Below are 22886 nucleotides of genomic sequence, written 5' to 3'. Positions count from 1 at the left end.
TTCAAATCACCCTTAGTTTCTTGCTCTTTGTCTTCTTGTTGGACGCGTGGAAATGGGCACGGTCAAGCGCACCGATTGCGCAGACGGCAAGGTCGATTTTGTGAGGACTCATCTTTCGTTCCTTCACCACAACGTCACCGTGAGGGGTAGAACGCGCTACGCAGTTGGCTACGTGAATTCTCAGACGCTCATCCCCGTCATGAGTGAAATCAGCATCAATAGTGGCGGCATAAAAGCGATCTGTAGCCGGAGCCATTCGAGAAACAACGTTTGTGGGGTACTCAATAACCCTTTCCTCACCGTATTTCCTGACCCATTGCTCAATATCGGTTCTCCAACCCCACGGATCACAGGCCAACTCCTTTACGTTGTGATTAACAAAAAGCTTGTCCACGGCGGAATGCACTTCTTCACGCGGAACACGCCACCGGGGATCACCTGGGTTTTCCCACTTCCCAATAACGAATAGATGTGGCTTTTCTCCTTGCTTTGGGATTGTGCAAGCAACGAGAGCCGTACTGTCTCCACTTGCTGAGCCGTCAAAGAAGGCAACAACGGGAGTTTTGGGGTGAATGACTACATTCTCGGATTCAAGAGCGGCAAATTCCTCGTCAGGAACCCATTTGGAGAGGTCATAAACCCACTGACCGAGCCTGAGACGCCGAAAAGAAGCCTCACGAGAGGTCTTCATGACATCCCGCAAACCATCGTCGGCGAGGAATGGGTCTTTATCAGAAAGAGCCGGATTTGCAATTCGCCACGCTTCTACGTCGTCAATATCGCAATCGTCCGGCGCTGCATATTCTTTGAGGAAGAAACTGGGGCTATTTCCGTCCCTGCCATGCTCGACAAGCGACCACATCACCGATTGTTTGGTGTTTGAGGGTGTCGAAATTGCAAATGTCAAGGATTCAGGACGTTTTCCGCTGGCAGTTGTGGCCGCTTCCCACACTTCCGGGGTCACAACGTGCAATTCGTCCACAATCAAGAGCGACGGATCATAACCGTGCAAGGAATCTGGCTCAGCCGAGAGAGCAACCATCAAAGAATCGTTGTGAGGAACTACAATTCGATCCCTAAAGACTTGACAACGCTCAGAAAGGGCCGGATTCAACTCGATCATGCGCCGCGCGATGCGCAAAGTGATCTCAGCCTGAGACTGGCTAGACGCAACGATGATGATTTCGCTGCTCATCGGACCGTCAAAAAGGTTCCAGACAGCCAACATCGCCGCTAGAGAGGTCTTTCCGTTGCCTCTAGGAAGGGAAATGACGGCAGTACGGACACCCGGAGCGAACGAACCCCGGATAATTTCCTTCTGAAATTCCCTAAGACGCACCTTCTTGCCCGCGCCATGGCCCTTTGTGACGGTAATGAAGCGCTCGATGAACTTTATGACGCGCTCAGGACCGCTCTTAGGCCACGATTTCGGCGTGGTGAGCGCTGGGGCAGTGATTTGCCGTTTGGGTCCGGCTTTCATGCGCTCAACTATTTGCGACTTTATGCAGTTGTCACCCCGGCTCTATCGCTCTCTCGGAATGCGCGCGCGGGTATGCATAGGCCCGGATGGTTATGCAGTCTGTTTATGCATATTTTGTCTTTGAACGACTCACACGGAGTGTGATCGTGAAAAAGACTCTGGGGGGCTGGGAACGTAGTTTCGCGGTTGGGTAACGTCCCCTGCTCTTAGGGGATGAATAAATATACAGGCGATGCATAAACAGGATCGAACTTCATGCATCGCGATTGCAGAAACATGCAAAGCAATGTGTGCCGAGAGATAGGTGTACTCACTCACGATTGAACGTGAGGTCTCTTGCCTTACCTTTACGTGAGTTGCAATCACGACAGAGAACATCGAAGTCCAACACTGTCAACTTCTCTCCCCGCGCAATCTTCACCCACGTTTCTTCTTTGTGGTCACAACAAAGGGGATTGCTGGCCGATCCTCTGTGCCCACACCACAGACACCACGGCTGTAATCGCTTGGCTTTACGGGCAATACGCCTAAACGCTTTGTCGTATCCGGCTTCCTCAGGGCTAAGGCGATGCCTCATAGGAATCTTTCGGCAGTCAGGGCAACGACCCTTAAGGCCCTTTTCGCATACCTGTCCGCACTCGATGCAACTGATTAGAGGCATCACAAACCCGCTTCTTTAGTCCGGACATGGCAAGACCCCTGACGGGTGGGAGTGTCAGGGGTCTTGCACTTAGGAGGATTACGAGATGCCGTAAAGGTGATGCCCGACGAACTTCGCGCAATCTGTAGCCATTCTCTGTTGTCGAGAATCTTTCGTCACCCGCTACGCAAAGTTGGGGTAGTCGATTCGGTTCGGTGGCCCGTACGAACCTCTGATGTGGTTTCTCCCGGCTTGCCAGTGCTCTCGGGTCTCTTTGTCCCGGTCCAGTAGTTCCCTGCCCGTAGGTCGACGGGAGAGAATATTTCTGAGATGTGAGTATGAAACTCCTAATTGCAATGCCGCTTCTCTTGCGGTCAGTGACCGTTCCATCAGAATCACGGCATCACGGTACAAATCAGGGTGCCTTGTGGTTTGCCTGATGTTAGGAGGTTCCATATCCGTTTCTGTTTGCTTGTTCCAGATTCGGCGTACCTGTTCGTAACTCAGTCCGAAATATTCTGCTGTGTCTCTTAGTGAGTATGTGTCCTTGCAACTTCTGATCTTTTCATCCCGAAGAATCACACGATCAAGAATCTTCTTCTGAACTTTGATCTTCCTCATCTCGATTCCCTCTGAATTTCTTTAAGTTCCCTTGCGATTTGTTCGGGACTTGCTTGACTGGCCTTCACCGTGCCCTGAGAATCCGGTTTCGGTTGTCTACTTCTTCTTACTATTACCTTCTTTTTCTTATTCTTTTCGGAAGTAGTTTTAACTATGGTTGTACTTATACCGCCCTGACTTACCGAAGCCGGGGAATCCGAAGCCGGATCTACCGAAGCCGGAAAAGCCGGTCTCGGTGAGAACGTGATGACCGACCCCTGAGAATCCGGTTTCGGCTTGAGGTTCCATCTCGTGATCTTCCTGAACATTCCGGTTTCAGGATCTTGAATATTGTCTCTGATCGCGGTTCCGCGCGATACGTGCTCATTCATTGCCTTGACGATCGCGTCTCGTCCCTCTGTGCAGTGGTCTCCTAGTTCCCGCGCTGTTGTGGGCATCTCGTCTAGAGCAAGTGAGACAGCGGCAATGCCTTTAGCGCGTAGTGAGAACTGGGAATCTTTGATGATCCGAGAAAGCAATCGGTCCCGTTCATTCCGCATCACTCATCACTTCTTGCCCTTCACAACGCGCCGAACCTTCTTCGGCTTACCGTTGGGATGGGTCATGCCGTTCATGTAGTAATCCAACGCGCGGCGTGTGAGTTCTCCCATTGAGGCACGCTCATGGAAAGCGGCTACCCTCATCTGTTCGTGCATTTGCGGGGTGATCTGAATAGTGAATACTTTGGTCTTCCGGTCTTGCATCGGGCTTTCCTTTCGATTGGGTTACATCGAGTAAAAGGCCAGTCGTGGAATGTGTCAAAGTGCCCTATTCATTTCTTGATTATCAAAACGTGTTCCCTAGGAGCACGCACGCGTCGGGAGACAGGCCCCTGTCTATGAGTTGATGAGCGGCACCAACCTGACCCTCGTCGTCGGCGCCCTGCTGCTGGTCGCCCGGTTCGTGGGCGTCCGCGGCCGGTGGTCGGTGCTGGTCGGGCTGGCCGGGATCGTCGGCTTCGTCCTGCTCGCCCGCACCGAGCCGAGCGTGCTGCGGGCCGCGGCGATGGGCACCGTCGGGTTGTTCGCCTTCGGTCCGGACGGACGGCGTCGGGGCCTGCGGGCGCTCGGCGTCGCGCTGGTGGCGCTCGTGCTGGTCGATCCCACCCTCGCCACGTCCGCGGGCTTCGCCCTCTCGGTGCTGGCGACCGGCGGCATCGTGCTGCTGGGCCCGCCGCTGACCGAGGCGCTCGCCCGCTGGCTGCCCCGCGGTCTGGCGGAGGCGGTGGCGGTCCCGACCGCCGCCCAGCTGGCCTGCACGCCGGTCGTGGCCGTCCTGTCGGGGCAGGTCAGCCTCGTCGCGGTGCTGGCGAACCTGCTCGCCGGACCCGCCGTGGGGCCCGCGACCGTACTGGGCCTGGCCGGCGGGCTCGTCGGGCTGGTGCTCCCGGTCGCGGGCCGCCTGGTCGGGACCGGCGCGGCCTGGTGCGTCGCGTGGATCATCGCCGTCGCCGAGCGGGGTGCGGCCCTGCCCGGCGCGGCGATCGCCTGGGGGACCGGGCCGCTGGCGGTGCTGCTGCTCGTGGGGCTCTGCGCCGTCGTCGCCCTCGTCCTGCCCCGGCTCGTGCGCCGTCGCGCCTGGGGCGTCTCGATCGCGGTGCTGCTGCTGGTCGTGGTGCTCGGGGTGCCCGGCCGGATCTGGTCGTCGCCGTCCTTCGGGTGGCCGCCGGAGGGCTGGGTGCTGGTCGCCTGCGACGTCGGGCAGGGCGACGCGCTGGTGGTGTCGGTCGGCCCGCGGGCGGCGGTCGTGGTCGACAGCGGCCCCGACCCCGGCGTCGTCGACGACTGCCTCGACCGGCTGGGTGTCGAGCAGGTGCCGCTCGTGGTGCTCACCCACTTCCACGCCGACCACGTGGACGGCCTGGCCGGGGTGCTCCGCGGACGCCGAGTCGGTGCCGTCGAGGTGACGGCGGTCCTCGACCCACCGACCGGGGTGGAGGAGGTCGAGGACGTCGCGCGCCGGGCCGGGGTGCCGGTGCGGACGGCGTCGTACGGCGCGACCCGGAGGGTGGGCACCGCGGTGCTCCAGGTGGTGCACCCGGACATTCCTCTCCCGGTGCCGGGCGCCGGCGACGGGAGCTCCGCCAACGACGCCAGCGTCGTCCTCGTCGTCGAGGTCGACGGGCTCCGGCTGCTGCTGACCGGTGACGTCGAGCCACCCGGTCAGGCCGAGCTCGCCCGGCTGCTGCCGGGCCTCGACGTCGATGTCCTCAAGGTGCCCCACCACGGCAGCCGCCACCAGGACGAGGACTGGCTGGCGTCCCTGCGCCCCGAGGTCGCGCTCGTGTCCGTGGGTGCCGACAACGACTACGGGCACCCGGCAGCGCAGGTGCTCGACCACCTCCGCGCCGCGGGCGCCGACGTGCACCGGACCGACGAGGAGGGCGACATCGCGGTCGTCGCCGGGGGAGGGGGCCCGCGGGTCGTGGACCGCTGACCGCCGCCCGCGCTCCTGTCGGGCGCGTGTGGGAAGGTGTCTCCCATGCGGGCCGCTGACGTGTTGGGACGGGTCATCCTGGTCACCGGCAAGGAGGAGTTCCTCGGCGCCCGCACGGTCGACGACGTCAAGGCCGCCGTGCGCGAGCACGACGCCGAGGCCGAGTTCGCGGACAGCCCCGCGGCCGACCTGACGCTCGCCTCCCTCGGCGAGATGTCGGCCCCGTCGCTGTTCTCGGCGGTGCGCTGCGTCGTCGTCCGCGGACTCGAGAACCTGCCTGACGAGTCGGTCGACGGGCTGCTCGGCTACGCCGCCGCGCCGGCCGACGACGTCGCCCTCGTCCTGGTGCACGGCGGTGGCCAGAAGGGCAGCGGCGTGCTCACCAAGCTCCGCAAGCTCAAGCCGGTCACGGAGCACAAGTCCGAGGAGCTCAAGCCCTCCGACTTCCCGGCCTTCGTCGCCAACGAGGTACGACGCCACGGCGCCACCATCGACCGCGACGCTGCCGACGTCCTCATCGAGGCGGTCGGCCGCGACCTGCGTTCGCTCGCCGGCGCGGCGAGCCAGCTCGCCAACGACTTCCCGGGGGAGCGGATCGGCGAGTCCCAGGTCAAGCGCTACTTCGGCGGCCGGGCGGAGGCCAAGTCGTTCGCCGTCGCGGATGCGGCCTTCGCCGGGCGCGGCCAGGTGGCGCTCGAGGAGCTGCGCTGGGCGCTCGACGCGGGCACGGCGTCGGTGCTGATCACGTCGGCGTTCGCCGGCAGTGCGCGCGGCCTGGCCCGGCTGGTCAGCGCCCCGCGCGGGATGCGTGACGCCGACCTGGCCCGCGAGGTGGGCGTCCCCCCGTGGAAGCTGCGCTCCCTGCGCGACCAGGCCCGCGGCTGGACCGAGTCGGGCCTGGCCCGCGCCATCCGGGCGGTCGCGCAGGCCGACGCGGACATCAAGGGCGCGGCGAGCGACGCGTCGTACGCGCTCGAGAGGCTGGTGCTCACCATCACCGCCCTGCGCCAGCGTTGAGTTGCCACTTTGGCCCGTTGAAATGCCAGAAGCGGCGGTCGACGACCGCCGCTTTCGGGCATTTCAACGGGCCAAAGTGGCAACTAACGCGGCTCCGGACCGGAGCCAGAACAGGGAAGCTCAGAGAGAGGCAGCCTGCTTGGAGATCGAGGACTTGCGGTTCGCAGCCTGGTTCTTGTGGATGACGCCCTTCGAAGCAGCCTTGTCGAGCTTCTTCGTGGCGTCCTGGGCCAGCGCGAGGGCGCTGTCCTTGTCGCCGGCCTCGGCGGCCTCGCGGAACTTGCGGATCGCGGTCTTCAGGCCCGACTTGACGGCCTTGTTGCGCTCGTGGCGCTTCTCGTTCTGCTTGTTGCGCTTGATCTGGCTCTTGATGTTCGCCACGGGTGATTGCCTCTACGTGTTCGGGTGGATGTCTGGTCTGGTCCGGAGCGCGGACCCGCGGGAGCCGGCCGACCGACGAGGGCAGGCGCAGGCACGCGGGAGACGCGACCAGCAAGGCTAACAGCGGGCGAACAGTGGCCCCAAATCGCCAACCGGCCGTCCTCGTTGCCAGTGGCGGCCCCCACCTGCTGGGATGGCCGCCGTGACTCCCCCCTCACAGCCGCAGTTCCCGGTCGGCGTCGTCATGATCCTGCCGACGATCGCCTTCTGGACGCTCGTCATCATGGGCGCCACCCGCGACGGCGGCAAGCACGCCGGCACCTACGCCGCCTACGCGTTCGCGGTGGCGGGCGTCGGCCTGGCGGTCTTCGCGTTCCTCAAGATCCGGCAGGTCCGGGCCCGCAACGCCCACAAGCGCAGGGCGATGGAGGACGGCATCCGGACCACGGCGCGGATCGCCGGCACGCGCGTCCGCGGACACCTCAACCAGGATCCGTACGTCGTGTTCACCCTCGAGGTGAACCCCGAGTCGGGCGAGCCCTACCGGGTGACCGTCGACGAGCTGGTGTCCCAGCTCGCGATCCCGCGGATCCAGGTCGACACGGTCCTCGACGTCCACGTGCACCCTGACGACCCGCGGTTCGTCGTGATCGACCCCGCGGCGCTCGGGCGCGGCTGACCGGTCGGGCGGTCAGGAGCTCCAGCCGCGCCGCTCGGCCAGCCACTGGTCGATGACGTCGCGCTGCCACGCCTGGGCCGCCCGGATGTGCGGCGACGTCGGCGGCACCGGCTCGTTGGCCGACGCGGCGAAGTAGCCCAGGATCAGCGCGAGGACGACGTCGACGTGCTCGGGCGGCACGCCACCCAGGAGCGGGTGCTCCGCGATGTGCGCGTCGACGTCGAGCCCGTCGCCGCGCGGCCCGATCAGCAGGAACAGCGAGTCGAGCCAGGCGGCCCCGACGACCGGCCAGTTCCAGTCGCACAGCACGGCCCGGCCGTCGGCCAGGACGAGGATGTTGTCGTCGCGGATGTCGGTGTGGACGAGCGTGTCGCCGGCCACGACGTCGGCGTAGCGCGCGGCGAGGGCGCCGATCTCCGCCGCTCGCGGGTGGTCGAGCCGGTCCCAGAGCGCGGGCCAGGACGCGAACTCGTCGACGGCCGAGCCGAGGCCGGGCGGCGCCGGGGTCAGCAGGGACGCCATCTCCACGGCCATCGCCGAGGCGAGTGAGAGGTCGGCGTCGGTCCACGGGCGCAGCGGCGCCCGCCCGTCGACGTACTCGATGCCGACGAGGAACCAGTCGGCGACCTCGTCGGTCCACAGCAGCCGGGGTGCCGGTGTCCCGGGCGGGAGGGCGCCGAGCTTGCGGGCCTCCTCGCGGTAGGAGTCGGCGAACAGCCGCTGGGCGCGGACCGAGGCGGCCTTGACGAAGTGTCGGGAGCCGTCGGCGCAGGTGAGCACGGAGGCGAAGCCCGGCGTGAACCCGGCGCCCTGCGAGAGCGCCTCCTCGACGGGTGCGCCCAGCCGGGTCTCCACCGCGTCGCGTACGGCCGGCGGCAGGTGGGCCCACTCGACGCGTCGGGCGGTGCGGCCGTGGGGGATCCGGGTGGGAATCACGCGGCCCATCATGGTGCCGAGGAGGCCCGGACCAGCAGCCGCCCCAGGGGTCGGCCGGAGTGGTCGGGTCGGGGTCGGTCGTCCAGGCGGGCGGCGAGCTCCTCGACCGCGCGCCGCGCCAGCTCCTCCGGCTCGAGGTCGATCGAGGAGATCGCGGGCTCGGCGGTGCGCAGGCTCTCGGCGTCGGACCCGGCGACGACGCGGACGTCCTCGGGCACGCGCAGGCCACGCGCGGTGAGGACGGCGACCGCGGCGAGGGCGTCATTGCTGACGAGTGCGTAGATGCCGTCCGGCGCGGGCCCGGTCCCGAGCGCGGCGGTGATCGCGCGGTGCCGGGCCCGGTCGTCCAGCCCCTCGGGCACGTGGGCGGCCGTCGGCGTGATGCGGCGGTAGGCGCACCAGCGCTCGTGGACGGCGGTGGTGCGCAGGTTCCACTCGTTGCGGTCGGTCCCGGTGACCAGGGTGATCCGACGCGAGCCGGCGTCCCACAGGTGGTCGAGGGCGAGGGTGGTGAGCCGGCCGGACTCGATGTCGACGTGGAGCGGGCCGGCCGCACCCGGCGGGCGCCCCGGGACCTCGCCGACCGTGACGAACGGGATGCCGGCGCTGGTCAGCATCGCCACGAGCGGGTCGTCGGTCACGGGCTCGGTGACGATGAACCCGTCGCTGGCGAGCGCGGCCCCGGCCGCCTGCGGACCGGTCGGATCGGACACGAGCATCAGGCCGAGGCCCCGGCTCAGCGAGGCCATGGCGGCGGCTCCGGCGAAGCGCGCGAAGTAGTCGACGTCGTACAGGAGCTCGGGGCGGGACGGGTCGAGCTGGCGCGAGACCAGCGCGATCACGCCGAGTCGGTTGCGGCGCAGTCCCTGGGCGATCACGTCGGGCCGGTAGCCGAGGTCCTGGGCCGCCGCCCGCACCCGGCGCTGGGTCGTCGGGGCGACGGTGCCGTTGCCGGTGAAGGTGTGCGACACCGTCGTCACCGAGACGCCCGCGCGCTGCGCGACGTCGCGGATCGTGGGGCGCCGGGTCGTCATCCCGCCACGCTAGGACGGTCCAAACCGTTTTGGCCAGCGCGGGCGGAGGTCTGGTCCAAATCGATTTGGATTCCTAGCGTGACGCCGCACACATCCCGCAGAATCCACCCCGGGGGAACCATGGCCATCGACCAGACGCCGCCTGACGCGCAGCCCACGACGAGCGCCGACCACACGCTGCTGCCCGGCCACGTCGAGACGCACGGCATCGACGTGATCCCGGACGCGGAGCGCCACGGCACCGCGCGCAGCCTCTTCGCCCTGTGGGTCGCGCCCAATGTCAACTACCTGTCCTTCGTCGTCGGCGGCGTCCTCGTGCTGATGGGGCTCTCGCTGCTCCAGGCCGTCGCGGCGGTCGTCGTCGGCTCGCTGTTCTCGATCGCCACCGGCATCGTCGCGGTCACCGGCCCGGCGTCCGGCACGCCGAGCCAGGTCGCCACCCGGACCATGTACGGCGTGCGCGGCAACCGGGTCGCGATCGCGGTCAACGGCTGGTTCGTCTCGGTCTGCTACATCGCGCTCAACTGGGTCACCGCGTCGGTGATCGGCTTCGCGCTGGCGCAGCGGCTGGGCATCGGTGCCTCGACGCCCGTCCAGGTCGTCGTCGTCCTGGTCATCGCGGCGGCCACCACGGCGATCTCGGTCTACGGCCAGGGCCTGATCATGCGGCTGTACGGCCCGCTGTCGGCCGGCCTGACGGTGGTGTTCCTCGTCGTGTCCGGCTTCCTGGTGGCGAAGGCGGACCTCTCCTACACACCGCCGCTGGCGCTGCACGGGGCGGACCTCTGGATCACGTGGACCGCCGCGGTCACCCTGATCGCCGCGACGCCGCTGTCGTACACGATCAGCTCGGACTTCGCCCGCTACCTGCCGAGCTCGACCAGCCCGGTGGCGGTCGCCGCCTGGACCACCCTCGGCAATGTCGTGCCCAACCTCGTGTTCCTGACCGTCGGGGCGCTGGCGGCGACGGTGACCGACCTGTCCGACCCGGAGACCGGACTCGAGGGCATCGCCCCGGGTTGGGTGATCACCGTGTTCCTGGTGGCCATCATCGTCGGCATCCTCGCCAACAACGCGCTGACGACGTACAGCTCCGGGCTCGCGCTCCAGGCCGTCGGCCTGCCGCTCAGTCGCGTCGCGAGCGTGGTGGCGACCGCCGTCGTCGGCGTCGCGATGACGCTCTACGCCCTCTTCGTGTTCGACTTCCTCGACACGGTCAGCAGCGGCCTGGTCCTGCTCGTCACCCTCGTCGGGCCGATCATGGCGATCTACGTGACCGACATCTTCCTCCGCCGCAACCAGTACGACGGCGCCGAGCTCAGCGACAGCACGCCGGCCTCGCGCTACTGGTACACCGGCGGCGTCAACCTGGCCGGCGCGATCGCCTGCCTCACCGCCTTCGGCGCGGCCCTCATGTGTGCGAGCACCGAGGCCTTCACCGGCCCGGTCGCCCGCTCCCTCGACGGGCTCGACCTCTCCCTGCCGGTCGGCATGGTCGGCGCCTCCGTCCTCTACCTCGCCCTCACCCGCCTGTTCTACGGAAGGACCATCCTGTGACCGACCCGACCGACACCCTCGTCCTGCGCGGCGGACGGATCTTCACCGCCGACCCGGCACGGCCCTGGGCGGAGTCGGTCGTCGTCGCCGACGGCCGGGTCGTCTCGCTCGACCAGGACGGCCCGGACGGAGCGAGGGTCGTGGACCTCGACGGCGCCTTCGTGCTGCCTGGCTTCGTCGACGCCCACACCCATCTCGTCGAGATGGGGGCCTCGGCCGGGGAGGTGGCGCTCGTCGACGCCGCCGACGTGGCCGAGATCCAGGCCCGCGTGGCGGCGGCCGCCGCCGAGGGGCGCGAGCGGGTGATCGGCAACGGCTGGCTGCACCCCGCGCTCGGCGGTCGCGAGCCCCACAAGGAGATCCTCGACGCGGTCGTCCCCGACGTGCCGGTCTACCTCCAGGCCAACGACCTGCACTCCACGTGGGTGAACTCCGCGGCGCTGCGCGAGCTCGGCATCGACGCAAGCACGCCGGACCCGATCGGCGGCACGATCGAGCGCGACGCAGCGGGGGAGGCGACCGGCCTGCTCAGCGAGATGGCCGCCCTCGGCCTGGCCCGCTCGTTCCTGGCCGCGCAGGTCACCGACGCCGACCGCGACGCCTGGCTGCGGGCCGGGATGGCCCGCTATCTCGCCGACGGTGTGACCACGGTCGTCGACATGGGCGTCGAGGAGCACGACCTGGCCGCCTTCGAGCGGGCCCTCGCGGCGGACGCCCTGCCGCTGCGGGTCGTCGGCCACTGGCTGGTCAAGCCCGCCGCCACGACCGAGGAGAACCTCGCGCAGGTCGAGACCGCCATCGCGCACGCCCGCCGCCTCGACGGCGAGCGGCTGCGGATCACCGGCATCAAGGTGATGGCCGACGGCGTCATCGACAGCTGCACCGCCTCGATGGCCCGGCCGTACGCCGACGGCAGCAACGCCGCGCCCATCTGGGACCGCGAGGCGCTGACGCCCGTGGTCGTCGCCGCCGACGCGGCGGGCCTGCAGGTCGCGATCCACGCGATCGGCGACGAGGCCTCGGCGATCGCCCTCGACGCGCTGGAGGAGGCGATCCGGGTCAACGGCCCGCGAGATCGGCGCCACCGGATGGAGCACCTCGAGGTCGTCTCCGAGGAAAGCATCGCCCGCCTCGCCCGGCTGGGCGTGGTCGCCTCGATGCAGCCGGTCCACGCCGACCCCGCCATCCAGGACAACTGGCGCGCGATGCTCGGCGACGACCGGGTGGAGCGAGGCTACCCGTGGCGGGAGGTCACCGACGCCGGTGGCGTTCTGGCCTTCGGCACCGACGCGCCCACCGCGCCGCACCCGCCGCTGCCCAACATGTACGTCGCCACGACCCGTCGGTCCGCCCTGGTCGACGGCCTGCCCGCGAACACGCCGCACCTGGCGGTCCCGCTGGCCGAGGCGCTCACCCACGCGACCCGGGACGCGGCGTACGCGTCCCGGCTCGAGGACGTCGTCGGCAGCATCGCCCCGGGCAGGGCGGCCGACCTGGTCGTGCTGGCGCGCGACCCCTTCGCGACGGCGCCCGAGGACCTGCTCACCACCGAGGTGCTGCGGACCTTCGCCGGCGGGATCGAGGTCGCCCGGGAAGGTCAGCGGACGGCGGGGTCCAGCGTCCTGGTGTAGAGCGCCGCACCCTCGACGTCACGCAGGGTCACGGTGAGCCGGCCACTGCCGCCGTCGACCTCGACCTCCCCGAAGTACTGGTGGCCGGCCGCCGGTGACGCGTTGGCGACGGGCGGCGCGGCGACGAAGTCGGCGACCGGCCCGAAGGTGCCGTCGAGCCGGTTGGGCCCGAAGCCGCCGGCGTTGAGCGGGCCGGACACGAACTCCCAGAACGGGTCGAAGTCCTGGTACGCCGCCCGGTCGGGGGAGTAGTGGTGCGCCGCCGTGTAGTGGACGTCGGCGGTCAACCACACGTGGTTGCGGATCCCGGCGCGCGACAGCGCGGTGAGCACCTCGGCGATGTCGGCCTCGCGGCCCAGCGGGCCACCGGGGTCGCCCTGGGCGAGGCCCTCCTGCAGCGGGCCGTCCGGTACGACGAGCCCGAGCGGCAGGTCCGCGGCGATCACCTTCCACGTGGCCCGCGAGCGGCGCAGGCGGTCGATCAGCCAGGCGGTCTGGCGGCGGCCGAGCACCCCGCCGTCGTGGTCCGCGGCCGGCTCGGTGTTCGCCGTGTTCGGGTCCTTGTGCGTGCGCATGTCCAGCACGAAAAGGTCGAGGTGCGGGCCGTAGGGGATGACCCGGTAGACCCTGCCCTCGGGGTCGGGGGAGATGCCGGCGACCGGGGTGTACTCGTGGAAGGCCCGCGCCGCGCGGGCGGCGAGCACGTCGACCCGCTTCTCGGTGTAGCGGGCGTCCTCGAGGATCTCGCCCGGGTACCAGTTGTTCGTGACCTCGTGGTCGTCCCACTGCACGACCGTTGCCGTCTCGGCGAGGAAGGCACGCCAGTTGTCGGCCATCAGGTTGTAGCGGTACTGGCCGCGGTACTCGGCCAGCGTCTCCGCGACCTTGGTCTTCTCCGGGATGACCAGGTTGGTCCAGGTCGACCCGTCAGGCAGCGCCACGGAGGACTGCACCGGCCCGTCGGCGTACACGTTGTCGCCGCTGCAGAGGAAGAAGTCGGCGTTGCGGGCCCGCATCGCGTCGGCGATCCGGAAACCGCCGTAGGCCGGGTTCACGCCCCAGCCCTGACCGGCGATGTCGCCTGACCACAGGAAGCGGACGTCGTCGCCGTGGCCCGGCGCCGTGCGCAGTCGGCCGACGGTGGGCTCGCTGGACGCGCGGTCGTCGTCGAGGTCGACCGCCCGGATCCGGTAGTGGAGGTCGGTGCCGGGCGGCAGGCCGCGCAGCCCGATCCGGCCGGTGTGGTCCGACGCCGGGCCGACGACCGGGCCGGGGATCGTGCGGGCGCCGCGGAAGGAGGCGTCGCGGCTGATCTCGGCGACCAGGCGCGCCGGACGGTCGGCCTTGGCCCACAGCACGGCGCCGGTCTCGCGCACGTCGCCGGACTGCACGCCGAGCGGCAGCAGCGGCCGGTCGCGGCGGACGAGCAGCGGGGCCGCGGAGGCGCGGCCGGTGAACAGGCCGGAGGCGGCGCCGCCGGTGAGTGCGGCGCCGGTGCCGAGGGCGGCGCCACGCAGGAGGGTGCGGCGGGAGGTGGGTTCCGGGGAGGCCGAGATCATGGCGCCACGCTCTCGTCGTACGGCGAACGCGAGGGGGCACCGGGGGTGAACCGCGGGCGGCGAATTCCTGAACCCGTCCGGCTTTGGGAGAATGGCCCCACCATGTCTGCCGCCGCCCCGCAGCCGGGTCACACCGACCCCGCGATCATCCGCAACTTCTGCATCATCGCGCACATCGACCACGGCAAGTCGACGCTCGCCGACCGGATGCTGCAGCTGACCGGCGTCGTGGGCGAGCGCGAGGCGAAGGCGCAGTACCTCGACCGGATGGACATCGAGCGGGAGCGCGGCATCACCATCAAGTCGCAGGCCGTGCGGATGCCGTGGACGGTCGCCGCCGACAACGAGGCGGGCGCCGAGCCGGGCACCTACATCCTCAACATGATCGACACCCCGGGCCACGTGGACTTCACCTACGAGGTCTCCCGCTCGCTGCAGGCGTGCGAGGCGGCGATCCTGCTGGTCGACGCCGCCCAGGGCATCGAGGCGCAGACGCTGGCGAACCTCTACCTCGCCATGGGCGCGGACCTCCACATCATCCCGGTGCTCAACAAGATCGACCTGCCGAGCGCCAACGTCGAGAAGTACGCCGCCGAGCTGGCCAACCTCGTGGGCTGCGAGCCCGAGGACGTGCTGCTCACCTCCGCCAAGACCGGCGTGGGCGTGGAGGCGCTCCTGAACGAGATTGTCGCGTCGGTCCCGGCGCCCGTCGGCGACGCCGGCGCGCCGGCCCGCGCGCTCATCTTCGACTCCGTCTACGACACCTACCGCGGCGTGGTCACCTACGTCCGGGTCGTCGACGGCGAGCTCTCGCACCGCGACAAGATCAAGATGATGTCGACCGGTGCGCTGCACGAGATGCTCGAGGTCGGCGTGATCAGCCCCGAGCCGATGAAGGCCGCCAAGCTCGGCGTCGGCGAGACGGGCTACCTCATCACCGGGGTGAAGGACGTGCGCCAGTCGCGGGTCGGTGACACGGTCACCGTCAACGGGCGCCAGGCCGCCGAGCCGCTGGGCGGCTACGAGCACCCCAACCCGATGGTCTTCGCCGGCCTCTACCCGATCGACGGCGACGACTACCCGACCCTGCGCGACGCGCTGGAGAAGCTCCAGCTCAACGACGCCGCCCTCACCTTCGAGCCGGAGACCTCCGGCGCGCTGGGCTTCGGCTTCCGCTGCGGCTTCCTGGGCCTGCTGCACATGGAGATCACCCGCGAGCGGCTGGAGCGCGAGTTCAACCTCGACCTCATCTCGACCGCGCCCAACGTGGTCTACGACGTCGTGATGGAGGACGGCACCAAGCTCACGGTCACCAACCCGAGCGAGTACCCCGACGGCAAGATCGCCGAGGTCCGCGAGCCGATCGTCGACGCGACGATCCTCGCCCCGGCCGACTTCATCGGCACGATCATGGAGCTGTGCCAGCAGAAGCGCGGCAACCTGCAGGGCATGGACTACCTGTCCGAGGACCGCGTCGAGATGCGCTACACGCTGCCGATGGGCGAGATCGCCTTCGACTTCTTCGACCAGCTCAAGTCCAAGACCAAGGGCTACGCCTCGCTCAACTACGAGCACTCCGGCGACCAGGCCGCCGACCTGGTCAAGGTCGACATCCTGCTGCAGGGCGAGCCGGTCGACGCGTTCTCCGCGATCGTCCACAAGGACGCCGCCTACTCCTACGGCGTGATGATGGCCGGCAAGCTCAAGGAGCTCATCCCCCGGCAGCAGTTCGAGGTGCCGATCCAGGCCGCCATCGGCGCCCGGGTCATCGCCCGGGAGAACATCCGCGCCATCCGCAAGGACGTCCTCGCCAAGTGCTACGGCGGTGACATCACCCGCAAGCGGAAGCTGCTGGAGAAGCAGAAGGAAGGCAAGAAGCGGATGAAGATGGTCGGCCGCGTCGAGGTGCCCCAGGAGGCCTTCGTCGCCGCGCTGTCGACCACCGGCCCGGCGGGCGACAAGCCGAAGAAGTGACCGCAGGACCGGTGCGGATCCCGCCCGGGCTGGACGCGCAGCGCGCCCTGGGGCCGCAGTGGTCCACCTGGCTGGACCGGCTGCCGGCCATCGCCCGGGCGGTCCTCGACGAGTGGGAGCTCACGCCGGAGGGCGAGAGCTGGCACGGGTTCTGCTCGCTGGTGCTGCCCGTGACGACCGCCGACGGCGTCGCGGCGGCGCTCAAGGTCGGCCTGCCCGACGACGAGTCCGAGCACGAGCACCTCGCCCTCCAGCACTGGCACGGTCGCGGCGCGGTGCGGCTGCTGCGCGCCGACCCGGGCCGCCGCGCGCTCCTGCTGGAGCGGCTCGACCGCGAGGACCTCACCGGGCAGTGGGACGTCGAGGCCTGCGAGGTCGTCGCGGGCCTGTACCCGAGCCTGCACGTGCGTCCGCTCCCGCAGCTGCGCTCCCAGTCGTCGTACGTCGACCGGTGGGCCGCCGCGCTGCGCGGGGATGCGGGCACCGTGCCGGTGCCGCGCCGGCTCGTGGAGCAGGCCCTCGGCCTCGCCGCGGAGCTCACCGCCGAGCCGGCCACCGCGGTGCTCCACGGCGACCTGCACTACGCCAACGTGCTGCGCGGGGAGCGCGACGGCGAGCCGGCCTGGCTGGCGATCGACCCGAAGCCCACCAACGGCGACCCGCACTACGAGCTCGAGCCGATGCTGCGCGACCGCTTCGACGAGTACGCCGCTCCCGGCGCCTTCGGCTCCGTGCGCGACGGCATCCGGCGCCGCTTCCACACGCTGGTGGACGCGGCTGGCTTCGACGAGGACCGGGCGCGCGGCTGGGTCGTCGTCCGGTCGGTCCTCAACGCGCACTGGGCGTTCGAGGACGCGGTCCGGGCGGACCGTGCGCTGGACGCCGAGGAGCGCTCGCACGTCACGGCGTGCATCACGATCGCGAAGGCCGTCCAGGACTGACGTCGACCGACTCGACGAGCCGGTCGAACACGGCCCCGTGGTCGCGCCACCAGGCCGGCGTCGCTCCCCACCGGACCCGTGCGCTGGCACTCTGCACGACGACGATGCGCCACGTGCCGGCCGGTTCGTAGTTCTCCGTCTCCTCGGCGCGCACCACCTCCCAGCTCAGCCGGTCGGCGCGCTCGCCGCTGATCGTGGCCACGCCTCGCTCCAGCCGGATGCCGGTCGCCTCGGGGTCGCGCCGGACCCGGGCGGCGAGGGCATCGATCCCGGACGGAGCCGGGTCGACCTCGCCACCCTCGAGGGTGGTCAGGGATCCGTCGACGTAGATCCGGCAGCGACCGGCCTCGCCCTCGACCCAGCCGACGTCCTTCGGCGGGGCGAAGGTGAGGCTCCGGTGGCCGGAGCCGCCCCGGTCGGGGCAGCTCGCCCGGGTCCCGGCGAGCACGGCGACCGAGCGTCGTACGAGGTCCAGCGCGGTCGCGGGCAGCGGCTCGCCGTCCGGCACGCTCCAGCTGAGGCGGATGCCCGCGGCGAGCAGCGAGACCACGCGCGTGGGGGAGCCGTCGCTGAAGGAGTACCACCGCAGCTCCTCGGCGGTGCTGCCGTCGAGCCCGGGGACGTCGCTGCGGTAGGTGACGTCGCCGACGGCGTCGTCCCCGTCGTCGGACACGTAGGGATCCAGGTAGGTCTCGCGCCACCGCGCCAGCGACTCGTCCGGGTCGATCTGGACGGAGAGGGCGCGGCGGGGGTCGGAGCGCAGCGTGAAGGCGCAGCCGTTGCCCTCACGATGGGAGCTGGTGGCCTGCTGCGGGACGACCAGGCGGATCGTCATCCCGGTCCCGTCACCGCGCAGGTCGGGGCAGAGCACCTCGCGATGGCCGGGCGGCACCTCGGCGGACGCGGCGGGGAAGGGGTGCGGGGCGACGAGTGCCGGGGTGCTGGGACCGCGCGCGCCGTCCTCGTGGCTGCACCCCGTGAGTGCGGCGACGACGAGGAGAAAAGGGAGGAAGCGCAGCATGCAGCGACGGTAGCCTCGGCGCATGCAGTACGTGCGCACCATCAGCACCGGCCGGCCGCAGGCCCGGGGCTGGGCCGGGATCGGCCACACCTCCATCGAGAAGCGCCCGGTGCTCGGCCCGGTGGCCGTCCACGAGCTCGGCGTCGAGGGCGACCAGGTCTCCGACACGCTCCACCACGGCGGCCCCGACCAGGCCGTCTACGCCTACGCGCGCGAGGACCTCGACTTCTTCGAGGGCCTGGTCGGGCAGCCGATCCGCGACGGCCAGTTCGGCGAGAACCTCACCACCGAGGGCATCGACCTCAACGCCCTCGAGGTCGGCACCCGCCTCCGGATCGGCGACGAGGTCGACGGTGTCCTCCTCGAGGCGGTCTACGTCCGGACCCCGTGCAACGACTTCAAGGGCTGGATGCGCGAGTCCGGCTACGACCCGAAGGCCTGGGTGAAGCGGTTCACCGCCGAGGCGCGTCCGGGGCCCTACCTCCGCGTGCTCGAGACGGGCACGATCGAGGCCGGCGCCCCGATCGAGGTCGTGCACCGCCCGGGCCACGGCGTGACGATCCGGGACATGTTCGTGGCGCTCAACACCGACCGCAGCCGCCTGCCCGACCTGCTCGTCGTCGACGGCCTGCTGCCCAAGGTCCGCGAGAAGGCGGAGGAATTCGTCCGTCAGGTGGCGCCTTCGCTACCGCCCCTTGAGCCGTTGATCTAGGTTACTGACCAGTTACGCCGGTCTCGGACGAGCATGCAGGGAGCGTCATGCCCATCAATCACGACACGAATTTCCTCCAGAACCTGCCGAAGAACTGCGCCGTGCAGTTCCTCGACCGGGTGGAGCGGAGCGCCAACCGGGAGGCCTTCCGCTTCCCGCGTGGGGAGGCGTGGGAGTCCGTGACGTGGCGCCAGGCCGGTGACCGGGTACGACGCCTCGCGGCCGGCCTGCTCGCCCTCGGCCTCGAGCCGGAGCAGCGCGTGGGCATCGCGTCCTCGACCCGCTACGAGTGGATCCTCGCCGACCTCGCCATCATGTGCGCCGGCGGCGCCACCACGACCGTCTACCCGTCCACGGGCGGCGAGGACACGGCGTACATCGTGGGCGACTCCGAGTGCCGGATCGTCTTCGCCGAGGACGAGTCGCAGCTGCAGAAGCTGCGCGACCACCGCGCCGAGCTCCCGGCGCTGGGCAAGGTCGTGTCCTTCGACCCCGCGCTCGCCGACGGTGACGACGGCGACTGGGTGATCTCGCTCGACCAGCTCTCCGAGCTCGGCGACGCCCACCTGGCCGCCAACCCGTCCGCCGTCGACGACGTCGCCCAGGCGATCGAGCCCGACCAGCTGGCGACGCTGATCTACACGTCCGGGACCACCGGCAAGCCCAAGGGCGTGCGGACCCTGCACCGTGCGTGGGTGTTCGAGGGCGAGGCCATCAAGGCGCAGGACATCCTCCACGAGGACGACCTCCAGTTCCTCTGGCTGCCGATGGCGCACTCGTTCGGCAAGGTGCTGCTCTCGACCCAGCTCGCCTGCGGGTTCGCCACGGCGATCGACGGCCGCGTCGACAGGATCGTCGACAACCTGGGCGTCGTGAAGCCCACCTTCATGGGCGCGGCCCCGCGCATCTTCGAGAAGGCGCACGCGCGGATCGTCACCATGCAGGCGGCCGAGGGCGGCGCCAAGGAGAAGATCTTCCTGAAGGCGTTCGAGGTCGGCACCAAGGTCGACGAGCTCAGGCTCGCCGGCAAGCCGGTCCCGCTGCCGCTCAAGGTCCAGCACGCCCTGTTCGACAAGCTGGTCTTCAGCAAGGTGCGCGAGCGCTTCGGTGGCCGGGTGAAGTTCTTCATCTCCGGCTCCGCCGCGCTCAACGCCGACATCGCCGCGTGGTTCCACGCCGCCGGCATCCTCATCCTCGAGGGCTACGGCATGACCGAGAACGCCGCCGGCGCCACGGTCAACCACCCCGACGCCTACAAGCTCGGCTCCGTGGGCCAGCCCTTCCCGGGCACCGAGGTCCGCATCGGCGAGGGCGGCGAGGTCCAGCTCAAGGGCCCGCACGTCATGGCCGGCTACCACAACCGCCCCGACGCGACCGCCGAGGCGCTGACCGAGGACGGCTGGCTGCGCACGGGCGACAAGGGCGAGCTCGACGACGAGGGCTTCCTGCGGATCACCGGCCGGATCAAGGAGCTCTTCAAGACCTCCGGCGGCAAGTACATCGCCCCGCCGGCGATCGAGGCCAAGTTCAAGGCGATCTGCCCCTACGCCAGCCAGTTCATGGTCTTCGGCGCGGAGCGCAACTTCGTCTCCGCGCTGATCACCCTCGACCCCGACGCGATCGCCGGTTGGGCCGCCGACAACGGCAAGGAGGGCAAGGACTACACCGCGCTGGTCAACGACGACGCGGTGCAGGCCATGGTCGGCGAGTACGTCGACCAGCTCAACGCCCAGCTGAACCGCTGGGAGACGGTCAAGAAGTGGAAGCTGCTCGACCACGACCTGTCGATCGAGTCCGGTGAGCTGACCCCGTCGCTGAAGGTGAAGCGCAACGTGGTCGAGGCCAACAACAAGGACCTCATCGCGTCCTTCTACACGTCCTGAAGTCCGCGGCGACCGATCGGTGAGTTTCACCGGCCGGCCGGTGAAACTCATGGTTGGACGACGAAGTTTCATCGTCCAACCATGAGTTTTGTCGTCCAAGGACGCCAGTTTCTCCGGCCGGCCGGTGAAACTGGCGCCTCGTCGCCGCCCAACAGCCCGCCCACAGCAACCGCACAGGTTCCGCCCCGAGACTCGGGGCATGAGCCACCACGGATCGACCGAAGAGACCGAAGAGCACGACCTCGGGCTGTCCCACGACCTGCCGCGGATCATGGCGCGTCGTGGGCTGCTCGGGCTCCTGGGCGGGGTCGGCGCTGCGGCCGCGCTGAGCGCCTGCGGCAGCGACGACACCACGTCCTCCACCTCGGGCAGCACCACCTCGGGCAGCTCCACCTCGGGTGGTACGACGCAGGGCGGCCCCGGCACCCCTCCGGACGGGGGCGGCGCGATCGGTGGCGACACGAGCCTCGAGGTCGCGGACGGCGAGATCCCCGAGGAGACGGCCGGTCCCTACCCGGGCGACGGCAGCAACGGGGTCAACGTGCTGACGGAGTCGGGCGTCGTACGCAGCGACATCACGACCAGCTTCGGTGACGCCTCGGGGGTCGCGGAGGGCATCGCGACCACGGTGCGGCTGAAGGTCTACGACCTCAACGGCGACAGCGTGACGCCGCTGGCCGGGGCCGCGATCTACCTGTGGCACTGCGACCGCGAGGGCCGCTACTCGCTGTACGACGACGAGATCGTCGGCGAGAACTACCTCCGCGGCGTCCAGGAGGCCGACGACGAGGGCAACCTGACCTTCACCACGATCTTCCCGGCCTGCTACTCCGGTCGCTGGCCGCACATGCACTTCGAGGTCTACGAGAGCCTGGCGAAGGCGACCAGCGCCGACAACAAGCTGCGCACCTCGCAGCTGGCGCTGCCCGAGGACGTCTGCAACGACGTCTACGCGACCGAGGGCTACGAGCAGAGCGTCAGCAACCTGTCCCAGCTGAGCCTGGAGTCCGACGGCATCTTCAGCGACGGCTACTCCCTGCAGATGGCGAAGGTGACCGGCTCGGTCGAGGAGGGCTACACCGTCTCCCTGAACGTGCCGGTGTAGATCCGGGCTGGGAGACTGGGCGGATGCCGTCCGCTCTGCCCGAGGGTGATCCCGCCCCGACCGACGGGTCCCTGCCGGAGCAGGCGCTCGCCGCCCTCGGCGAGGGCCCGTTCGGGTTCTACGTCCACGTGCCGTTCTGCCGCGTCCGCTGCGGCTACTGCGACTTCAACACCTACACGGCCGAGGAGCTCGGCCCCGGCGTCTCCCGGTCGTCGTACGTCGACCAGGCGATCCAGGAGGTCCGGCTGGCCCGCCGCGTGCTGGGTGCGGCGGAGCGCCCGGTGGACACGGTCTTCCTGGGCGGCGGCACCCCGACGCTGCTGCCGGCGGGCGACCTGGGCCGGCTGCTGCGCGCGATCGACGACGAGTTCGGCCTGGTCCCGGGCGCCGAGGTGACGACGGAGGCCAACCCCGACTCGGTCGACCTCGCCTACCTGACCGAGCTGCGGGAGGCGGGCTACACCCGGGTCTCGTTCGGCGTGCAGTCGGCGGTGCCGAAGGTGCTGGCGGTGCTCGACCGGACGCACGACCCGCTGCGGGTCCCCGGAGTCGTCGAGGCCGCCCGCGCGGCGGGCTTCGACCAGGTGAGCCTGGACCTGATCTACGGCACGCCGGGGGAGAGCACGGAGGACTGGGAGACCACCCTCGAGGCCGCGCTGGCGTGCGCGCCCGACCACGTCTCGGCGTACTCCCTCATCGTCGAGGACGGCACCGCGCTGGCCCGGCGCGTGCGCCGCGGCGAGCTGCCGATGCCGGACGAGGACGACCTCGCCGACAAGTACGTGCAGGCCGACGAGCGGCTGACGGCCGCCGGGCTGGGCTGGTACGAGGTGTCCAACTGGGCCCGCGACGACGCCGCGCGGTGCCGGCACAACCTCGGCTACTGGGCCGGTGCCGGCTGGTGGGGGGTCGGCCCCGGCGCGCACTCGCACCTCGGCGGCGTGCGCTGGTGGAACGTGAAGCACCCGGCGGCGTACGCCGGACGGCTGGCCGCGAGGGAGAGCCCGGCCCACGCCCGGGAGGTGCTCGACGACGACACCCGGCGCGTCGAGCGGGTCCTGCTGGAGCTGCGGCTGCGCAGCGGCCTCGATCCGGCGGTGCTCGACGACGACGGCCGACGGGCGCTCGCGGGCCTCGTCGCGGAGGGTCTGGTGGAGGACCGGACCGACCGGGTGGTGCTGACGTTGCGCGGGCGGCTGCTCGCCGACGGCGTGGTGCACCGCCTGCTGAGGTGAAAGTT

General features: G+C 69.3%; 19 protein-coding genes. 11 read left to right on the top strand and 8 right to left on the bottom strand.

Going from position 1 to position 22886, the window contains the following annotated elements:
- Position 1: 1 nt before the first annotated feature.
- The 3 genes from AC2YHB_RS08400 to AC2YHB_RS08390 all read right to left on the bottom strand — a co-directional run bounded on the left by AC2YHB_RS08400 (position 2) and on the right by AC2YHB_RS08390 (position 3484).
- Positions 2 to 1480 (bottom strand): terminase large subunit domain-containing protein, encoded by a 1479-nt coding sequence (locus AC2YHB_RS08400; RefSeq protein WP_487353770.1) that lies wholly within the window; start codon positions 1478 to 1480, stop codon positions 2 to 4.
- Positions 1481 to 2737: 1257 nt separating this feature from the next.
- The gene (locus tag AC2YHB_RS08395) at positions 2738 to 3112 is read right to left on the bottom strand and encodes a hypothetical protein (protein ID WP_487353769.1); all 375 of its coding nucleotides are present in this window, start codon (positions 3110 to 3112) and stop codon (positions 2738 to 2740) included.
- 174 nt (positions 3113 to 3286) lie between these two features.
- On the bottom strand, positions 3287 to 3484 hold the full coding sequence (locus tag AC2YHB_RS08390; protein ID WP_487353768.1) for a hypothetical protein: 198 nt from the start codon (positions 3482 to 3484) through the stop codon (positions 3287 to 3289).
- Between the two features lie 142 nt (positions 3485 to 3626).
- On the opposite strand from AC2YHB_RS08390, the gene AC2YHB_RS08385 reads away from it, so the two are divergent.
- Both AC2YHB_RS08385 and holA read left to right on the top strand, forming a co-directional pair.
- Positions 3627 to 5216, top strand: a complete 1590-nt coding sequence (locus tag AC2YHB_RS08385; protein WP_487353767.1) for a ComEC/Rec2 family competence protein — start codon at positions 3627 to 3629, stop codon at positions 5214 to 5216.
- 45 nt (positions 5217 to 5261) lie between these two features.
- Positions 5262 to 6233, top strand: a complete 972-nt coding sequence (gene holA / locus AC2YHB_RS08380; RefSeq protein ID WP_036546565.1) for a DNA polymerase III subunit delta — start codon at positions 5262 to 5264, stop codon at positions 6231 to 6233.
- Between the two features lie 120 nt (positions 6234 to 6353).
- On the opposite strand, the gene rpsT is transcribed toward holA, so the two are convergent.
- Positions 6354 to 6614 (bottom strand): 30S ribosomal protein S20, encoded by a 261-nt coding sequence (rpsT, locus tag AC2YHB_RS08375; RefSeq protein WP_036546562.1) that lies wholly within the window; start codon positions 6612 to 6614, stop codon positions 6354 to 6356.
- Positions 6615 to 6816: 202 nt separating this feature from the next.
- On the opposite strand from rpsT, the gene AC2YHB_RS08370 reads away from it, so the two are divergent.
- Entirely contained in the window at positions 6817 to 7293 is a 477-nt protein-coding gene (locus AC2YHB_RS08370) for a hypothetical protein (protein ID WP_179647511.1), read from the top strand.
- Between the two features lie 12 nt (positions 7294 to 7305).
- Here the strand turns inward: AC2YHB_RS08370 and AC2YHB_RS08365 are convergent, their stop codons facing one another.
- Positions 7306 to 8229 (bottom strand): phosphotransferase family protein, encoded by a 924-nt coding sequence (locus tag AC2YHB_RS08365; RefSeq protein ID WP_308645444.1) that lies wholly within the window; start codon positions 8227 to 8229, stop codon positions 7306 to 7308.
- Positions 8230 to 8237: 8 nt separating this feature from the next.
- Positions 8238 to 9263, bottom strand: a complete 1026-nt coding sequence (locus AC2YHB_RS08360) for a LacI family DNA-binding transcriptional regulator (RefSeq protein ID WP_036546554.1) — start codon at positions 9261 to 9263, stop codon at positions 8238 to 8240.
- A 120-nt stretch (positions 9264 to 9383) separates the two neighbouring features.
- Between AC2YHB_RS08360 and AC2YHB_RS08355 the strand changes: the two genes are divergently transcribed.
- Positions 9384 to 10820, top strand: coding sequence for a purine-cytosine permease family protein (locus AC2YHB_RS08355; protein WP_179647510.1), 1437 nt, complete (start codon positions 9384 to 9386; stop codon positions 10818 to 10820).
- Positions 10817 to 12451: an amidohydrolase gene (locus AC2YHB_RS08350; protein WP_179647509.1), complete on the top strand. Its 1635-nt coding sequence runs from the start codon at positions 10817 to 10819 to the stop codon at positions 12449 to 12451. The genes AC2YHB_RS08355 and AC2YHB_RS08350 overlap by 4 nt, the downstream gene beginning before the upstream one ends.
- On the opposite strand, the gene AC2YHB_RS08345 is transcribed toward AC2YHB_RS08350, so the two are convergent.
- Positions 12418 to 14010 (bottom strand): alkaline phosphatase D family protein, encoded by a 1593-nt coding sequence (locus AC2YHB_RS08345; RefSeq protein ID WP_179647508.1) that lies wholly within the window; start codon positions 14008 to 14010, stop codon positions 12418 to 12420. The genes AC2YHB_RS08350 and AC2YHB_RS08345 overlap by 34 nt on opposite strands.
- A gap of 102 nt (positions 14011 to 14112) precedes the next feature.
- Between AC2YHB_RS08345 and lepA the strand changes: the two genes are divergently transcribed.
- Positions 14113 to 15984: a translation elongation factor 4 gene (gene lepA, locus AC2YHB_RS08340; RefSeq protein ID WP_179647507.1), complete on the top strand. Its 1872-nt coding sequence runs from the start codon at positions 14113 to 14115 to the stop codon at positions 15982 to 15984.
- Entirely contained in the window at positions 15981 to 16925 is a 945-nt protein-coding gene (locus AC2YHB_RS08335; RefSeq protein WP_308645443.1) for an aminoglycoside phosphotransferase family protein, read from the top strand. The genes lepA and AC2YHB_RS08335 overlap by 4 nt, the downstream gene beginning before the upstream one ends.
- On the opposite strand, the gene AC2YHB_RS08330 is transcribed toward AC2YHB_RS08335, so the two are convergent.
- Positions 16897 to 17946, bottom strand: coding sequence for a hypothetical protein (locus AC2YHB_RS08330; RefSeq protein WP_179647506.1), 1050 nt, complete (start codon positions 17944 to 17946; stop codon positions 16897 to 16899). The two genes, AC2YHB_RS08335 and AC2YHB_RS08330, sit on opposite strands and share 29 nt — an antisense overlap.
- A 22-nt stretch (positions 17947 to 17968) precedes the next feature.
- Between AC2YHB_RS08330 and AC2YHB_RS08325 the strand changes: the two genes are divergently transcribed.
- The 4 genes from AC2YHB_RS08325 to hemW all read left to right on the top strand — a co-directional run bounded on the left by AC2YHB_RS08325 (position 17969) and on the right by hemW (position 22881).
- Entirely contained in the window at positions 17969 to 18658 is a 690-nt protein-coding gene (locus tag AC2YHB_RS08325; protein WP_179647505.1) for an MOSC domain-containing protein, read from the top strand.
- Between the two features lie 47 nt (positions 18659 to 18705).
- Positions 18706 to 20541, top strand: a complete 1836-nt coding sequence (locus AC2YHB_RS08320; RefSeq protein WP_179647504.1) for an AMP-dependent synthetase/ligase — start codon at positions 18706 to 18708, stop codon at positions 20539 to 20541.
- 199 nt (positions 20542 to 20740) lie between these two features.
- Positions 20741 to 21646, top strand: coding sequence for a dioxygenase family protein (locus tag AC2YHB_RS08315; RefSeq protein WP_179647503.1), 906 nt, complete (start codon positions 20741 to 20743; stop codon positions 21644 to 21646).
- Between the two features lie 23 nt (positions 21647 to 21669).
- Positions 21670 to 22881 carry a radical SAM family heme chaperone HemW gene (gene hemW, locus AC2YHB_RS08310; RefSeq protein WP_179647502.1) on the top strand — a complete coding sequence of 404 codons (1212 nt, stop codon included), beginning with the start codon at positions 21670 to 21672 and terminating at the stop codon, positions 22879 to 22881.
- The last annotated feature ends 5 nt before the right edge of the window (positions 22882 to 22886 follow it).

Source organism: Nocardioides sp. SRI_004, from assembly GCF_057586415.1.
Note: the sequence above shows the minus strand (reverse complement) of the source record. Positions and strands in the feature narration are given on the sequence as shown.

Bases quoted from the DNA above. Each gene is read 5' to 3' on its own strand.
- AC2YHB_RS08400 (WP_487353770.1), bottom strand. From the start codon at position 1,480: ATGAAAGCCGGACCCAAACGGCAAATCACTGCCCCAGCGCTCACCACG.
- AC2YHB_RS08395 (WP_487353769.1), bottom strand. From the start codon at position 3,112: ATGAATGAGCACGTATCGCGCGGAACCGCGATCAGAGACAATATTCAA.
- AC2YHB_RS08390 (WP_487353768.1), bottom strand. From the start codon at position 3,484: ATGCAAGACCGGAAGACCAAAGTATTCACTATTCAGATCACCCCGCAA.
- AC2YHB_RS08385 (WP_487353767.1), top strand. From the start codon at position 3,627: ATGAGCGGCACCAACCTGACCCTCGTCGTCGGCGCCCTGCTGCTGGTC.
- holA (WP_036546565.1), top strand. From the start codon at position 5,262: ATGCGGGCCGCTGACGTGTTGGGACGGGTCATCCTGGTCACCGGCAAG.
- AC2YHB_RS08360 (WP_036546554.1), bottom strand. From the start codon at position 9,263: ATGACGACCCGGCGCCCCACGATCCGCGACGTCGCGCAGCGCGCGGGC.
- AC2YHB_RS08355 (WP_179647510.1), top strand. From the start codon at position 9,384: ATGGCCATCGACCAGACGCCGCCTGACGCGCAGCCCACGACGAGCGCC.
- AC2YHB_RS08345 (WP_179647508.1), bottom strand. From the start codon at position 14,010: ATGATCTCGGCCTCCCCGGAACCCACCTCCCGCCGCACCCTCCTGCGT.
- lepA (WP_179647507.1), top strand. From the start codon at position 14,113: ATGTCTGCCGCCGCCCCGCAGCCGGGTCACACCGACCCCGCGATCATC.
- AC2YHB_RS08330 (WP_179647506.1), bottom strand. From the start codon at position 17,946: ATGCTGCGCTTCCTCCCTTTTCTCCTCGTCGTCGCCGCACTCACGGGG.
- AC2YHB_RS08325 (WP_179647505.1), top strand. From the start codon at position 17,969: ATGCAGTACGTGCGCACCATCAGCACCGGCCGGCCGCAGGCCCGGGGC.
- AC2YHB_RS08320 (WP_179647504.1), top strand. From the start codon at position 18,706: ATGCCCATCAATCACGACACGAATTTCCTCCAGAACCTGCCGAAGAAC.
- AC2YHB_RS08315 (WP_179647503.1), top strand. From the start codon at position 20,741: ATGAGCCACCACGGATCGACCGAAGAGACCGAAGAGCACGACCTCGGG.
- hemW (WP_179647502.1), top strand. From the start codon at position 21,670: ATGCCGTCCGCTCTGCCCGAGGGTGATCCCGCCCCGACCGACGGGTCC.